Origin of the sequence: Streptomyces sp. NPDC086777 (genome assembly GCF_040702065.1) — a bacterium.
GTDB lineage: Bacteria > Actinomycetota > Actinomycetes > Streptomycetales > Streptomycetaceae > Streptomyces.
Genome location: NZ_JBFBJI010000041.1, coordinates 65,950 through 79,169, shown reverse-complemented (window position 1 = coordinate 79,169; position 13,220 = coordinate 65,950). Strand labels below are relative to the sequence as shown.

15 protein-coding genes and 4 tRNA genes are annotated in these 13,220 nt (G+C 71.2%); 13 read left to right on the top strand and 6 right to left on the bottom strand.

The window, feature by feature from the left end; translation table 11 throughout:
• Window positions 1-120 precede the first annotated feature (120 nt).
• Window positions 121-609, bottom strand: a complete 489-nt coding sequence (locus AB0472_RS38095; protein WP_366363603.1) for a YajQ family cyclic di-GMP-binding protein — start codon at window positions 607-609, stop codon at window positions 121-123.
• Between the two features lie 226 nt (window positions 610-835).
• On the opposite strand from AB0472_RS38095, the gene AB0472_RS38090 reads away from it, so the two are divergent.
• Window positions 836-917: transfer RNA gene (locus tag AB0472_RS38090), tRNA-Tyr, on the top strand.
• A 218-nt stretch (window positions 918-1,135) separates the two neighbouring features.
• Window positions 1,136-1,348 (top strand): hypothetical protein, encoded by a 213-nt coding sequence (locus AB0472_RS38085; protein ID WP_366363601.1) that lies wholly within the window; start codon window positions 1,136-1,138, stop codon window positions 1,346-1,348.
• A gap of 4 nt (window positions 1,349-1,352) precedes the next feature.
• On the opposite strand, the gene AB0472_RS38080 is transcribed toward AB0472_RS38085, so the two are convergent.
• The gene (locus tag AB0472_RS38080) at window positions 1,353-2,009 is read right to left on the bottom strand and encodes an SDR family oxidoreductase (RefSeq protein ID WP_366363599.1); all 657 of its coding nucleotides are present in this window, start codon (window positions 2,007-2,009) and stop codon (window positions 1,353-1,355) included.
• A gap of 177 nt (window positions 2,010-2,186) precedes the next feature.
• Complete coding sequence (locus AB0472_RS38075) at window positions 2,187-3,455, bottom strand: amidohydrolase family protein (protein ID WP_366363597.1); 1,269 nt, start codon at window positions 3,453-3,455, stop codon at window positions 2,187-2,189.
• Between the two features lie 288 nt (window positions 3,456-3,743).
• On the opposite strand from AB0472_RS38075, the gene AB0472_RS38070 reads away from it, so the two are divergent.
• The 8 genes from AB0472_RS38070 (at window position 3,744) to AB0472_RS38035 (ending at window position 8,628) form a co-directional block, all read left to right on the top strand.
• Window positions 3,744-3,816, top strand: a tRNA-Thr gene (locus AB0472_RS38070).
• 46 nt (window positions 3,817-3,862) lie between these two features.
• Window positions 3,863-3,935 (top strand) — tRNA-Met (locus tag AB0472_RS38065).
• 90 nt (window positions 3,936-4,025) lie between these two features.
• Window positions 4,026-4,190, top strand: a complete 165-nt coding sequence (gene rpmG / locus AB0472_RS38060) for a 50S ribosomal protein L33 (RefSeq protein ID WP_003948671.1) — start codon at window positions 4,026-4,028, stop codon at window positions 4,188-4,190.
• A 118-nt stretch (window positions 4,191-4,308) separates the two neighbouring features.
• Complete coding sequence (locus AB0472_RS38055) at window positions 4,309-4,773, top strand: MaoC family dehydratase N-terminal domain-containing protein (RefSeq protein WP_366363595.1); 465 nt, start codon at window positions 4,309-4,311, stop codon at window positions 4,771-4,773.
• Between the two features lie 7 nt (window positions 4,774-4,780).
• A complete protein-coding gene (locus tag AB0472_RS38050) occupies window positions 4,781-5,209 on the top strand; it encodes a MaoC family dehydratase (RefSeq protein WP_366363593.1) in 429 nt (142 codons plus the stop codon).
• A gap of 137 nt (window positions 5,210-5,346) precedes the next feature.
• Window positions 5,347-5,928, top strand: a complete 582-nt coding sequence (locus tag AB0472_RS38045; RefSeq protein WP_366363591.1) for a helix-turn-helix domain-containing protein — start codon at window positions 5,347-5,349, stop codon at window positions 5,926-5,928.
• 93 nt (window positions 5,929-6,021) lie between these two features.
• Window positions 6,022-7,458: a DHA2 family efflux MFS transporter permease subunit gene (locus tag AB0472_RS38040; RefSeq protein ID WP_366363589.1), complete on the top strand. Its 1,437-nt coding sequence runs from the start codon at window positions 6,022-6,024 to the stop codon at window positions 7,456-7,458.
• A gap of 114 nt (window positions 7,459-7,572) precedes the next feature.
• Window positions 7,573-8,628, top strand: a complete 1,056-nt coding sequence (locus AB0472_RS38035) for a UDP-N-acetylmuramate dehydrogenase (RefSeq protein ID WP_366363587.1) — start codon at window positions 7,573-7,575, stop codon at window positions 8,626-8,628.
• Window positions 8,629-8,642: 14 nt separating this feature from the next.
• Here AB0472_RS38035 and AB0472_RS38030 read toward each other — a convergent pair whose 3' ends face one another.
• On the bottom strand, window positions 8,643-9,272 hold the full coding sequence (locus AB0472_RS38030) for an NAD(P)H-binding protein (RefSeq protein WP_366363585.1): 630 nt from the start codon (window positions 9,270-9,272) through the stop codon (window positions 8,643-8,645).
• 164 nt (window positions 9,273-9,436) lie between these two features.
• On the opposite strand from AB0472_RS38030, the gene AB0472_RS38025 reads away from it, so the two are divergent.
• Window positions 9,437-10,063, top strand: a complete 627-nt coding sequence (locus tag AB0472_RS38025) for a helix-turn-helix domain-containing protein (RefSeq protein WP_366363583.1) — start codon at window positions 9,437-9,439, stop codon at window positions 10,061-10,063.
• A gap of 7 nt (window positions 10,064-10,070) precedes the next feature.
• Here AB0472_RS38025 and AB0472_RS38020 read toward each other — a convergent pair whose 3' ends face one another.
• Together AB0472_RS38020 and AB0472_RS38015 are read right to left on the bottom strand one after the other, a co-directional pair.
• The gene (locus AB0472_RS38020; protein ID WP_366363581.1) at window positions 10,071-11,111 is read right to left on the bottom strand and encodes an adenosine deaminase; all 1,041 of its coding nucleotides are present in this window, start codon (window positions 11,109-11,111) and stop codon (window positions 10,071-10,073) included.
• Between the two features lie 131 nt (window positions 11,112-11,242).
• Window positions 11,243-12,469 (bottom strand): pyridoxal phosphate-dependent aminotransferase, encoded by a 1,227-nt coding sequence (locus AB0472_RS38015; RefSeq protein ID WP_366363579.1) that lies wholly within the window; start codon window positions 12,467-12,469, stop codon window positions 11,243-11,245.
• Between the two features lie 261 nt (window positions 12,470-12,730).
• Between AB0472_RS38015 and AB0472_RS38010 the strand changes: the two genes are divergently transcribed.
• Together AB0472_RS38010 and secE are read left to right on the top strand one after the other, a co-directional pair.
• Window positions 12,731-12,803, top strand: a tRNA-Trp gene (locus tag AB0472_RS38010).
• 109 nt (window positions 12,804-12,912) lie between these two features.
• Window positions 12,913-13,197, top strand: a complete 285-nt coding sequence (gene secE, locus AB0472_RS38005; RefSeq protein WP_093499675.1) for a preprotein translocase subunit SecE — start codon at window positions 12,913-12,915, stop codon at window positions 13,195-13,197.
• The last annotated feature ends 23 nt before the right edge of the window (window positions 13,198-13,220 follow it).

Genomic DNA, 13,220 nt, shown 5'->3' with positions numbered 1-13,220 from the left:
CCCTCCGCCTTTGCGCAAACACCGCCCACCCCCCGCCCCCGGGCGCGGCCGGCCCGGGGTAATTACTCGGGGGGGGCCCCCGGGGGGGGCCCCGCCCTTCTCGTACTTCGAAGGCGCTGCCTACCGGTAGTTCACGAACTGGAGCGCGAAGTCGAAGTCCTGGCCCTTCAGGAGCGTGATCACGGCCTGGAGGTCGTCGCGGCTCTTGGAGCTGACCCGCAGTTCGTCACCCTGGACCTGGGCCTTCACGCCCTTGGGGCCCTCGTCGCGGATGATCTTCGCGACCTTCTTCGCGTTCTCCTGGGAGATGCCCTCCTCGATCGACGCGAAGATCTTGTACTCCTTGCCGGAGAGCTGCGGCTCACCCGCGTCCAGCGCCTTCAGCGAGATGCCACGCTTGATCAGCTTCGACTGGAAGACGTCGAGGATCGCCTTGACCCGTTCCTCGGAGTTCGCCTGCATCAGGATCTTCTCGCCGGACCAGGCGATCGAGGCGTCCACGCCCTTGAAGTCGTAACGCTGCGAGACCTCCTTGGCGGCCTGGTTGAGGGCGTTGTCGACCTCCTGCCGCTCGACCTTCGAGACGATGTCGAAACTGGAGTCGGCCATGTCCTGTGGCTCCTTGTATCGGGGTTGTGACGGGATGCGTCGCGGCGCGCGACGGCAGCCGCCGAGCCCGGGGTGGGGACCGGGCCGCATCCGCACCAGCCTAGCCACCCCGCGTCCCGCGAGCGGCGATCAATCGGGTGGCGGAGCACCCCTGCGGATCGGGTATTGTTTACGTCGTTGCCAGGGAGCACCGCCGAAGAGCGGTTCGATCTGGCGGCAAAACCCCGGCGGTGTGCCCGAGCGGCCAAAGGGAGCAGACTGTAAATCTGCCGGCTCAGCCTTCCCAGGTTCGAATCCTGGCGCCGCCACACGGGAACGAAGGGCCCGTGACCTGCTATCCAGCAGGTCACGGGCCCTTCGTCATGTGTTCGGCCGCATGCCGTCGCATGGGGCGGACCGGGTGGATGCGGGGCGTGTACGCGGGGCGCGGGCGTGGGTCGTGACGAAGATCATGGAGGCGCTTCGCCGGTGCGGCGGCCGGGTAGCGGTCCGCGGCGGGCACCCCGCCTCGGGGCACACTGAACGCATGTCCTCCCGACGCAGAACCTGCCCGGTGTGCCACCGCGAAATCGCCGTCGTGGCGGGCCGATTCGCACGGCACGACCCGCCCGGGGCCCGCGAGGCCGGAGAGCTCGTCTCCTGTTCCGGCTCGCGGCAGCAGGCCCGGATCGGGGCCGTGGAACCCACGTTGGACGGGTACGTCGTGCCGGAGTTCCCCGGGCAGCTGCCGCTGTTCTGAGAACTCAGTTCCCGGCCACCGACTTCACGGCCACCGAGACCGGCGTCGACCCGCCGATCAGCTCCAGGGTCAGGCCGGCGGTCGCCGAGGTGTCCACCAACTCCGCCAGTACGGCGGCCACGTCGTCGCGGGTGACCGCACCCCGGCCCGTGTGCGCCTCCAGCCGCACCAGACCGGTGCCCGGCGCGTCCGTCAGCGAACCGGGGCGCAGGATCGTCCAGTCGAGGGCGCTCTGCCCGGTCACGTACGCGTCGGCCTCGCCCTTGGCCCGCAGGTACACGTCGAAGACGCCGTCGCCCCGGTGTGTCGGGTCGGCGCCCATCGAGGAGACGACCACGAAACGGCGTACGCCCGCGCGCACGGCCGCGTCCGCGAACAGCACCGCCGCGCCCTTGTCCACCGTCTCCTTGCGGGCAGTGCCGCTGCCCGGGCCCGCGCCCGCCGCGAACACCGCCGCGTCCGCCCCCTGCAGGAGCGCCGCGACCTCGTCGACCGACGCCGACTCCAGGTCCAGCAGCACCGGTTCGGCGCCGACCGCCCGCAGGTCGTCGCCCTGCTCGGCCCTCCGGATGATTCCCGCGACCTCGTCCCCGCGTGCGGAGAGCAGCCGCTCCAGCCGCAACGCGATCTGACCATGACCACCAGCGATGACAATGCGCATGTTTCAGACCGTACGCCCGAAGCCCCGCATCCGCCGCACGACTTCATGCGCCCCACGCGCCGGGGTGGTTACTACCGGCGCACCGGTCCGGTTCGGGAGCGGCGTGAGGATCCCGTACTCCGTTTCGCGCGCTCCCGCGCCCCGGCCCGCGCGTGGGGGTGCGCGCTCCCGCGCCCCTCAGGACAACTCCCCCCGCCCCTGCCGCGGCAGCCCCAGTTCCGCCGCCACCGCCGAGTTGCAGTACTCGCGGACGGCGCTCGTACGTGCCACCACGCGCCCCCGGTGCACCACGATCCGGCTGTAGGCGAGCGAGAGCGCGCCGGCCAGGTGGTCGCCGCGCACCGCGAGGAGTTCGGCGGGGAAGCCGGCCTCGACGCGGACCTCGGGCAGGCCGAGGGCGGCGCGGGAGGCGGCGCTCACGGCGTCGTAGGCGTCCTCGGGGCGCAGGCCGTGCCGGGACGCCAGGAGGTAGGCCGCCTCCAGGGGGTCGCCGCGGCCGACGGGGTTCGACAGGTCGCGCAGGGCGCCGCTGCCGGCGGCGATCCGCACCCCGGCCGCGCGCAGCAGCCGTACCGGAGGAGTGCCGCGGCGGTCCACGGCACCGCAGCCGCCCTGGGGCAGGCACACCACCGTGACGCCGGCCGCGGCGAGCTGGTCCGCGATGCGCGTGGCCACCTCGGCGGGCAGGCGCGCCAGCCCGGCGCACGGTCCGAGGACCACGCCGGGGCGCATGCCGCCCGCCATCGCGGCGAGCCTGGCCAGCCGGGCCGGGTCGGTGGCGTCCGTGTGCAGGTCGACCGGGCAGCCGTGTTCGGAGGCGACCTCCAGGACCGCCTCCGCGTAGCCGGTGGGGTCGGGGTCCAGGTCGGGGCAGCCGCCCATGACGGACGCGCCCATCTTCGCGGCGTCCCGCAACATGGCGAGCCCGTCGGCGCCGGCGATTCCGGTCAGCACGCGCGGCATCGCGACCGCCGTGAGCTCCGCGAGCCCGCGCAGCGAGCGGCGCGCCTGGAGGACGGCGGCGAGGGCCCCCAGCCCCTGGACGTCGCCCACGCGCACGTGCGCGCGTACCGCCGTCGTGCCGTGTCCCAGCTGCAGCAGGGCCGCCTCGGTGGCGCGGCGCTGGACGTCCTCGGGTTCGTAGGAGACCGGGCCGTCGTGTTCGGCGGAGAGCGCGGTGTCGCCGTGGGCGTGCGGTTCGGCGGGGGCGGGGAGGAGGAGGTAGCCGGACAGGTCCACGCGTGTGCCGCCCGTGCGGGCCGGACCCGGGGCCAGGCTGCCGGCCGTGCCCACCGCCTCGATGCGTCCGCAGCCCAGCCGTACGTCCACGGTCCTGCCGTCGGTGAGCCGCGCCCCGCACAGCAGGAGCGCGGCCGGGTCGGGGTGGCCCGAGGAACCCTGCGGGTTGGACGACGACGAGGGCGGCTGCGGCTGGCTGTCGGGCATCGCGCTCCATCAGGGTCGGTCCGGGCAGGGGACTCAAGATCACGCAGAGTGAGTCGAGCCTAGGACGGCGAGCCGCGTGCGGCGGGGAGGAGCGCAATAGTCGTACCGGAGCCGTCGGACCTGCGGGGACCGGTTCCCCACGCGCGCGTGGAGGGTGACGGGAGGGGCACGGGAGGCCGTCGTGAGCCGTGTGGGAGGGGGCGAGAAGCGGCCCGGAGGGGGCCGGGAAGGGCGGCGGGAAACGGATTTGGGCGAACGGCGGCCGACCGTGTAATGTCTTCATCGCTCGCCCCAATAGCTCAGTCGGCAGAGCGTCTCCATGGTAAGGAGAAGGTCTACGGTTCGATTCCGTATTGGGGCTCTGGTGTGGGAGGTTCCCGTCGCGAGGCGGGGACCGATCTCATCAAAGCGGTGTAGCTCAGTCGGTAGAGCAAGCGGCTCATAATCGCTGTGTCACCGGTTCAAGTCCGGTCACCGCTACTGACAGTAGCCGATTGCGGGGTCGGTCCTTCGATCGGCTACTCTTTCTTGCGTTGAATCAGTCCATCCGTTCGTCTTAGGAGCACTCACGTGGCTGCCACCGACGTCCGCCCGAAGATCACGCTGGCCTGCGTGGAGTGCAAGGAGCGGAACTACATCACCAAGAAGAACCGGCGTAACAACCCGGACCGTCTTGAGATGAAGAAGCACTGCCCGCGTTGCAACGCGCACACCGCGCACCGCGAAACGCGATAACAAACAGGCTCGTTCGTGAGGCCGTCCCCGACTCGGGGGCGGCCTCACGGCGTTTCGGCCGATGCCTTTCCCGCTAGTTTGTGGGGCAGCACAGCAGACATCAGGAGGTGCCGGGCCAATGGCGCTCGACCAGTCCTTCGTGGGACGGACCTACCCACCCACCGAGCCCTACGAGGTGGGCCGGGAGAAGATCCGTGAGTTCGCCGAGGCGGTGGGTGACACCAACCCGGTGTACACGGATCCGGAGGCCGCCAAGGCGCTCGGCCATTCCGACGTGATCGCTCCGCCGACTTTTGTTTTCTCGATCACTTTCCGAGCGGCCGGACAGGTCGTCGAGGACCCGCAGCTCGGCCTGGACTACAGCCGGGTGGTGCACGGTGACCAGAAGTTCGCCTACCGGCGCCCGGTGCGCGCCGGCGACCGGCTGAGTGTCACCTCGACCATCGAGGCCATCAAGTCCCTCGCGGGCAACGACATCATCGACATCCGCGGTGACGTCCACGACGAGACCGGCGAGCTCGTGGTGAGCGCCCTGACCAAGCTGGTGGCCCGGGCGGCGGACGAAGAAGAAGGCGGGGCGTGAGCATCCGATGACGTCGAAGATCGCGTACGAGGACGTCGAGGTCGGCACCGAACTGCCGGCGCAGAGCTTCCCCGTGACCCGCGCCACGCTGGTGCGGTACGCGGGTGCCTCCGGGGACTTCAATCCGATCCACTGGAACGAGAAGTTCGCCAAGGAGGTCGGCCTGCCGGACGTCATCGCCCACGGCATGTTCACCATGGCCGAGGCGATCCGTGTGGTCACCGACTGGATCGGCGACCCGGGCGCGGTCGTCGACTACGGCGTCCGCTTCACCAAGCCCGTCGTCGTCCCGAACGACGACCAGGGGGCCTTGATCGAGGTCAGCGGCAAGGTCGCGGCCAAGCTCGACGACAACACCGTGCGCGTCGACCTGACGGCGACGAGCGCCGGGCAGAAGGTGCTGGGCATGTCACGGGCGGTCGTCCGGCTGGGCTGAGGTCCGCTCCACGAACGGTAAGGGGCGCCCTGCAGTGCGGGCGCCCCTTACGCGTCGCCGGGCACGGCGTCGCGGGCGGCGAAGCCTTCGGCGGGCAGCCCTTGACGTAGTTAGTAATTGACCACTAACTTCGTTGTATGGTCAGGATGAGCGCAGAGGAGCGGCGCGAGAGCGTCATTCGTGCGGCGATCGCGGAGTTCGCGCAGAGGGGCTACTACGGCACCTCCACGGAGGCGATCGCCAAGCGGGTCGGTGTCTCGCAGCCGTATCTCTTCCGGCTCTTCCCGGGCAAGAAGGCGATCTTCGCCGCGGCCTCGCAGCGCTGCATCGACGACATGCGGCAGGCCTTCGAGGAGGCGGCGGAGGGGCTCGAGGGCGAGGAAGCCCTGCGGGTCATGGGGGAGACGTACGTGCGGCTGATCCAGGAGCGGCCGGAGCGGCTCCAGATGCAGATGCAGACGTACATCACCGTGGCGGCGGCCGAGGCGGAGGGCGAGCACGAGTTCGGCGAGCTGGTGCGGGACAGGTGGACGCGCCTCTGGGACGCCGTTCAGCTGCTCTCCGGCGCGGATGTCGAGACCACCACGGCCTTCCTGGCCAAGGGGATGCTCATCAACACCTACGCGGCCATGGGATTTCCGCCCGAACACCGGGTCTGGCACGGGATGTTCTCGGACGCCGAAGTCACGGGGGGCCTGGGGAAGTGCGGCCACGAGTGAGGTGCGGTGCGCCGTACCGGGCCGGCCTTTTTCTTGCGCCCAAAAATTAGTGATCAATAACTAACCAACACGGACCATGCTTCTGGGGGAGCGATGTCAGAAGAAACCGCACGTCGTGGGGGCGCCGCATGGGCCCTCGTCATCACCAGCGTCGCCGGGTTCATGGCGGCCCTCGACAACCTCGTCGTCACCACGGCTCTGCCCTCCATCCGCAAGGACCTCGGCGGAGCCCTGGACGACCTCGAATGGACCGTGAGCGCCTACACGCTCACCTTCGCCGTCCTGCTGATGTTCGGCGCGGCCCTGGGTGACCGCTTCGGCCGACGCCGGCTCTTCCTCGTCGGGCTGACCGTCTTCACCGGCGCCTCCGCCGCCGCGGCCATGGCGCCCGGCATCGACTCCCTGATCGCCGCCCGCGCGGTGCAGGGCGTCGGCGCGGCCGTGATGATGCCGCTCACCCTCACCCTGCTGACGGCGGCCGTGCCCGAGGCCAAACGCGGAATGGCGTACGGCATCTGGGGTGCCGTCAACGGGCTCGCGGTCGCCTCCGGACCGCTCATCGGCGGCAGCCTCACCGAACACGTGTCCTGGCATTGGATCTTCTGGCTGAACGTACCGCTCGGCCTCGCCCTGCTGCCGCTCGCCCGCCTCCGCCTCGCCGAGTCGCACGGCACCGGCGCCCCGCTCGACATCCCCGGCACCCTGCTCGCCAGCGGCGGCCTCTTCGGGATCGTCTACGGCCTGGTGCGCGGCCCCGCCGACGGCTGGACCAGCCCGCTCGTGCTCACCGGGCTGTTCGCGGGCGGCGCCCTGCTCGCCGGCTTCGTCCTGCACGGCAGCCGCGCCAAGAACCCCATGCTGCCGATGCGGCTCTTCCGCTCCCGTGCCTTCTCCGGGATCAACGCGGCCAGCCTGCTGATGTTCCTCGGGATGTTCGGGTCGATCTTCCTGCTCAGCCAGTACATGCAGGGCGTGCTCGGCTACTCGCCCACCGAGGCCGGCCTCAGGATGCTGCCCTGGACCGGCATGCCGATGATCGTCGCGCCGATCGCCGGCATCCTCTCCGACCGCATAGGCGGCCGCCCGGTCGTCGCGGCCGGGCTCTTCCTCCAGGCCGCCGGGCTCGGCTACCTGGCCTCGGTCGTCACCGCCGACGCCTCCTACGGCGCCCAGCTGCCCGGCCTGATCGTCAGCGGCATCGGCATGGCCCTGTACTTCGCCCCGGCCGCCAACCTGGTGATGTCCGCCGTACGCCCGCAGGAACAGGGCATCGCCTCCGGCGCCAACAACGCGCTGCGCGAGGTCGGCGGCGCACTCGGCGTCGCGGTCATGTCGTCCATCTTCGCCGCCCAGGGCGGCTACCAGAGCGCCCAGAGCTTCGTGGACGGACTGCAGCCCGCCCTGGTCACCGGCTCGGCCGTGGTGGCCCTCGCCGGGATCGCGGCCCTGGCCATCCCCGGCCGGCGGCGCGCTGCGCGGCTCGTGGCCGAGGGGGAGCCGGCCCCGGCTCTGGAGACAGTCGGCGGCTGACGACGGCTGACGGCACGCGCGCGTGGGGCCCCGTTTCCGGTGCGGACGGGGCTCCACGCGCGCGTGCCGCTCGTGGCGGCCGGACCGCCGGCGGCGTCTCGTAGTCTTGGGCGCGTGCAGGAACTCCACGACGCCCCCCTCGCCCCCCTCACCACCTTCCGGCTCGGCGGCCCCGCCACCCGGCTGGTCACCGCGACCACCGACGCCGAGGTGATCACCGCCGTCCGCGCGGCCGACGACAGCGGTACCCCGCTGCTGGTCATCGGCGGCGGATCGAACCTGGTCATCGGCGACAAGGGCTTCGACGGCACCGCCCTGCGCATCGCCACCACCGGTTTCGAACTGCGCGGTACGACGCTGGAACTGGCGGCCGGCGAGGTGTGGACCGACGCGGTCGCCCGCACCGTCGAAGCCGGCCTCGCGGGCATCGAGTGCCTCGCCGGCATCCCGGGATCCGCGGGGGCCACGCCCATCCAGAACGTGGGGGCGTACGGGCAGGAGGTCTCCGCGACCGTCACCGAGGTCGTCGCGTACGACCGGCGGACCGGCGCGACGGTGACGCTGGCGAACGAGGACTGTGCGTTCTCGTACCGGCACAGCCGGTTCAAGGCCGACCCGGAGCGGTACGTCGTCCTGCGCGTCCGGTTCGGGCTGGAGGACGCGGGCGGGCTGTCGGCGCCGGTGCGGTACGCGGAGGCCGCGCGGGCGCTCGGGGTGGAGCCGGGGGACCGGGTGCCGCTCGCCGACGCCCGCGAGACCGTGCTCAAGCTGCGCGCCAGCAAGGGCATGGTGCTGGACCCCGAGGACCACGACACCTGGTCGGCCGGGTCCTTCTTCACGAACCCGATCCTCACGGACCAGCAGTTCGCCGCCTTCCACGCGCGCGTGCGCGAACGGCTCGGCGACGCGGCCGAGCCGCCCGCCTACCCCGCCGGGGACGGCCGCACCAAGACCTCGGCGGCCTGGCTGATCGACAAGGCCGGGTTCGCCAAGGGGTACGGCAGTGGCGCGGCCCGGATCTCCACGAAGCACACGCTGGCGCTGACCAACCGGGGCGGGGCCACGACCGAGGACCTGCTGGGGCTGGCCCGGGAGGTCGTCGCCGGGGTCCGCGAGGCCTTCGGCGTGACCCTGGTCAACGAGCCGGTGACCGTCGGCGTCAGCCTCTGAGGGCTCCGCCGGAATCAGTAGGCCACCCCCACCCCCTGCTTCACCGTCCCCGTGTCCTCGACCATCGCGAGCATCGCGTGGGCCACGTCCGCCCGCGCGATGAAGCGTCCCCTGCGCGGGAAGCCGCCCACCACCGTGCGGTAGGTACCGGTCAGCGGCCTGTCCTGCAGGCGCGGCGGGCGTACGGAGGTCCAGTCGGTGCCGCTGCGGGACAGTTCGGCCTCCATCTCGCGCAGGTCGTCGTAGACCGGCTTCAGGACGGTGGCGACCACACCGCGCATCGTGCGGTCCAGCAGGCCGTCGCCCGGTTCCGGGCCCACCGGCGCGGCGCTGACCACCACCAGCCGTCGTACGGCCTCCGCCTCCATGGCGGCCAGGACCGTGCGGGTCAGCCGGGCGGCGACGCCGGCGTCCCCCCGGGAGCGCGGGCCCAGACCGGACAGGACCGCGTTCCGCCCGGTCACCGCCGGGCGGACCGCCTCGGGGTCGGTGAGGTCCGCGCGCACCACCTCCAGGCCCGTGCCGGTCACGGTCAGCCGGGCAGGGTCGCGGACGACCGCCGTGACCCGGTGGCCGGACGCCAGCGCCTGACGGACGATCTCCCGGCCTATCCCGCCGGTCGCGCCGAACACAGTGAGATTCATGACTGCTCCCGTTCCAGCACATGGACTGAGTGACTGCGGTCGGGGTGGGTGAGTATTCACTCACCCCCTGCCACCTCTAGGGTGAGTAAGCACTCACCCACCCGTCAAGGCTTCTCGGGAAGTCCGTCGGAATCGCCGGAAGGGGCATGTGATCCTTGGATGCCATGGAGCAGAAACCGGCCCGCGTCCGCATCCTCGACGCCGCTCACGAGCTGATGCGCACCGTCGGGCTCGCCCGCGTCACCACCAAGGAGATCGCCAGGGCGGCCGACTGCTCCGAGGCGGCCCTCTACAAGTACTTCCCCAGCAAGGAAGAGCTGTTCGTGCACGTGCTCACCGAGCGGCTGCCGCGGCTCCTCCCGCTCCTCGGCGAGCTCACCGTCGAACCCGGCCGGGGCAGCCTGGAGGACAACCTCACGCAGATCGCCCGTCAGGCCGCGCTCTTCTACGAGGAGAGCTTCCCGATCACCGCGTCCCTCTACGCCGAGCAGCAGCTCAAACGGAAGCTCGACGACACACTGCGCACCATCGGCGCGGGACCGCACGTGCCGATGCGAGCCCTGGACGGCTACCTGCGCGCCGAGGCGGCCCTCGGCCGGATCCGGCCCGACGCCGACACGTCCGCGGCCGCCGCCCTGCTCCTCGGCGCCTGCGTCCAGCGCGTCTTCTCCTACGAGGCGACGGAGACCGGCCGGCGTCCGCCGGTGGACGCGTTCGCCGCCCGCATCGCCCGCACGCTGCTCGGCGGGCTCTCGGGGCTCTCCGGCGCCGAGGAGCCCGCCCGCCGGTGACCGGGGATCAGGACACCGGGGCGGTCAGCCAGGCGTCGATGTCCGCCAGGAGCCCGGCCTGCACGTCCTGCGGTGCCGCCGAGCCGCGTACCGACTGGCGGGCCAGCTCGGCCAGTTCGGCGTCGGAGAAGGCGTGGTGCTCGCGCGCGATGTCGTACTGCGCGGCCAGCCGGGAGCCGAACAGGAGCGGGTCGTCGGCGCCCAGGGCCATCGGGACGCCGGCGTCGAAGAGGGTGCGCAACGGGACGTCCTCGGGCTTCTCGTAGACGCCCAGGGCCACGTTGGAGGCCGGGCACACCTCGCAGGTGATCCCCCGGTCCGCCAGGCGCTTGAGCAGCCTCGGGTCCTCCGCCGCCCGGACGCCGTGCCCGATGCGGGAGGCATGCAGGTCGTCCAGGCAGTCCCGTACCGAGGCCGGCCCGGTCAGCTCGCCGCCGTGCGGGGCCGCCAGCAGGCCGCCCTCCCGCGCGATGTGGAACGCCCGGTCGAAGTCCCGGGCCATGCCCCGCCGCTCGTCGTTCGACAGTCCGAAGCCGACCACGCCCCGGTCCGCGTACCGGATGGCGAGCCGGGCCAGCGTGCGCGCGTCCAGGGGGTGCTTCATGCGGTTCGCGGCCACCAGGACGCGCATACCGAGGCCGGTCTCCCGGGAGGTCGTCTCCACCGCGTCCAGGATGATCTCCAGGGCCGGGATCAGACCGCCGAGGCGCGGGGCGTACGACGTGGGGTCCACCTGGATCTCCAGCCAGCGCGAACCGTCCCTCAGGTCCTCCTCGGCTGCCTCCCGGACCAGGCGCCGGATGTCCTCGGGCTCTCTCAGGCAGGAGCGCGCGGCGTCGTACAGCCGCTGGAAGCGGAACCAGCCCCGCTCGTCGGTGGCCCGCAGTCTCGGTGGCTCGCCGCTGGTCAGGGCGTCGGTCAGCGCCTCGGGGAGGCGCACGCCGTACTTGTCGGCCAGTTCCAGGACGGTTCCCGGCCGCATCGAACCGGTGAAATGCAGATGCAGATGAGCTTTCGGCAGCTCAGAGACATCACGTACGTGCTCCATTCCAGGATCCTGCCGTACGCACCCGCCGTACCGGTAGCCGATTCCCCATTAGTGGCCTTGCTCGCACACGAGAACGGGCCGCCTCCCCGCAGGGAGACGGCCCGCACGCGCGTGTGCGGCGCGAGAAGGCGTCAGTCCTTCGCCTCGGCCAGCAGCTTCTGCATCCGGCTCACGCCCTCGACGAGGTCCTCGTCACCCAGCGCGTACGACAGCCGCAGGTAGCCGGGCGTGCCGAAGGCCTCGCCGGGGACGACCGCGACCTCGGCCTCCTCCAGGATCAGCGCGGCCAGCTCGACCGAGTCCTGCGGGCGCTTCCCGCGGATCTCCTTGCCGAGCAGCTCCTTGACCGACGGGTAGACGTAGAAGGCACCCTCGGGCTCGGGGCAGACCACGCCGTCGATCTCGTTGAGCATCCGCACGATCGTCCGGCGGCGCCGGTCGAAGGCCTCGCGCATCGTCGCCACGGCCTCCAGGTCGCCGGTGACGGCGGCCAGGGCGGCGACCTGCGCCACGTTGGAGACGTTCGAGGTGGCGTGCGACTGGAGGTTCGTGGCCGCCTTGACGACGTCCTTGGGGCCGATGACCCAGCCCACCCGCCAGCCGGTCATGGCGTACGTCTTCGCCACGCCGTTGACGACGATGCACTTATCGCGCAGCTCGGGCAGGACCGCCGGCAGCGAGGTGAACTTCGCGTCGCCGTAGACCAGGTGCTCGTAGATCTCGTCCGTGAGCACCCACAGGCCGTGCTCCACGGCCCAGCGGCCGATCGCCTCGGTCTCGGCCTCGCTGTAGACCGCGCCGGTCGGGTTCGACGGGGAGACGAAGAGCACGACCTTCGTCTTCTCGGTGCGGGCCGCCTCCAGCTGCTCCACCGAGACGCGGTAGCCGGTGGTCTCGTCCGCGACGACCTCGACCGGGACGCCGCCGGCCAGGCGGATCGACTCCGGGTACGTCGTCCAGTACGGCGCGGGGACGATGACCTCGTCGCCCGGGTCGAGAATCGCGGCGAAGGCCTCGTAGATGGCCTGCTTGCCGCCGTTGGTGACGAGGACCTGGGAGGCGTCGACCTCGTAGCCGGAGTCGCGCAGCGTCTTCGCGGCGATCGCGGCCTTCAGCTCGGGCAGGCCGCCGGCCGGGGTGTAGCGGTGGTACTTCGGGTTCTTGCAGGCCTCGACGGCGGCTTCGACGATGTAGTCCGGCGTCGGGAAGTCGGGCTCACCGGCGCCGAAGCCGATCACCGGGCGCCCGGCGGCCTTGAGGGCCTTGGCCTTGGCGTCCACGGCGAGGGTGGCGGACTCGGAGATCGCGCCGACTCGGGCGGAGACCCGGCGCTCGGTGGGAGGGGTTGCAGCGCTCATGGGGCCCATCGTTTCAGACCGGAAACCTGCCCGGCACGCCGGTTTCACGGACTGAACAACTACGGGTCGAACCCTGCACAGGCGTGCGGTTCCGCCCCGGGGCCAGGACGATCTCCCGTACGGTCGGCCCGGACTGCCGCTTTCTGTTCGACGCGGGCCCCCGGACCACGTACACTCTCCACTCGTTGGCCTCCAGCGGCCGTGCGTGAGCAGGTGCACACCGAGCACCCGGTCGGATGCGGTACGTTGGGGACACAGCAAAGGGTCGTAGCTCAATTGGTAGAGCACCGGTCTCCAAAACCGGCGGTTGGGGGTTCAAGTCCCTCCGGCCCTGCTACACACACCGCCAGGATGTGTGCGCATGTACGTACAAGCATTGCACCGCCGTGCGGCTCCAGAAACCGGGCGCGGCACGGCCATGACCCGGGACCAGGTGAGGACGAATGACGGACGCCGTGGGCTCCATCGACACGCCTGATGCCGATGAGGTGCAGGAGTCCAAGAAGAAGGGCCGCAAGGGCGGCAAGCGTGCCAAGAAGGGCCCGCTGAAGCGCCTTGCCACCTTCTACCGCCAGATCATCGCGGAGCTCCGCAAGGTAGTCTGGCCGACTCGTAACCAGTTGACGTCGTACACCACCGTGGTGATCTTCTTCGTCGCCATCATGATCGCTCTGGTGACCGTGATTGACTATGGACTCAACCACGCGGCCAAGTACGTCTTCGGCTGAGCACAGAGCGAAGGGCGCCGTGG

Excerpts from the sequence above, each read along its gene's own strand:
- AB0472_RS38095 (WP_366363603.1), bottom strand. The coding sequence starts at position 609 with ATGGCCGACTCCAGTTTCGACATCGTCTCGAAGGTCGAGCGGCAGGAG.
- AB0472_RS38085 (WP_366363601.1), top strand. The coding sequence starts at position 1,136 with ATGTCCTCCCGACGCAGAACCTGCCCGGTGTGCCACCGCGAAATCGCC.
- AB0472_RS38080 (WP_366363599.1), bottom strand. The coding sequence starts at position 2,009 with ATGCGCATTGTCATCGCTGGTGGTCATGGTCAGATCGCGTTGCGGCTG.
- AB0472_RS38075 (WP_366363597.1), bottom strand. The coding sequence starts at position 3,455 with ATGCCCGACAGCCAGCCGCAGCCGCCCTCGTCGTCGTCCAACCCGCAG.
- AB0472_RS38055 (WP_366363595.1), top strand. The coding sequence starts at position 4,309 with ATGGCGCTCGACCAGTCCTTCGTGGGACGGACCTACCCACCCACCGAG.
- AB0472_RS38050 (WP_366363593.1), top strand. The coding sequence starts at position 4,781 with ATGACGTCGAAGATCGCGTACGAGGACGTCGAGGTCGGCACCGAACTG.
- AB0472_RS38045 (WP_366363591.1), top strand. The coding sequence starts at position 5,347 with ATGGTCAGGATGAGCGCAGAGGAGCGGCGCGAGAGCGTCATTCGTGCG.
- AB0472_RS38040 (WP_366363589.1), top strand. The coding sequence starts at position 6,022 with ATGTCAGAAGAAACCGCACGTCGTGGGGGCGCCGCATGGGCCCTCGTC.
- AB0472_RS38030 (WP_366363585.1), bottom strand. The coding sequence starts at position 9,272 with ATGAATCTCACTGTGTTCGGCGCGACCGGCGGGATAGGCCGGGAGATC.
- AB0472_RS38025 (WP_366363583.1), top strand. The coding sequence starts at position 9,437 with ATGGAGCAGAAACCGGCCCGCGTCCGCATCCTCGACGCCGCTCACGAG.
- AB0472_RS38020 (WP_366363581.1), bottom strand. The coding sequence starts at position 11,111 with ATGGAGCACGTACGTGATGTCTCTGAGCTGCCGAAAGCTCATCTGCAT.
- AB0472_RS38015 (WP_366363579.1), bottom strand. The coding sequence starts at position 12,469 with ATGAGCGCTGCAACCCCTCCCACCGAGCGCCGGGTCTCCGCCCGAGTC.
- secE (WP_093499675.1), top strand. The coding sequence starts at position 12,913 with ATGACGGACGCCGTGGGCTCCATCGACACGCCTGATGCCGATGAGGTG.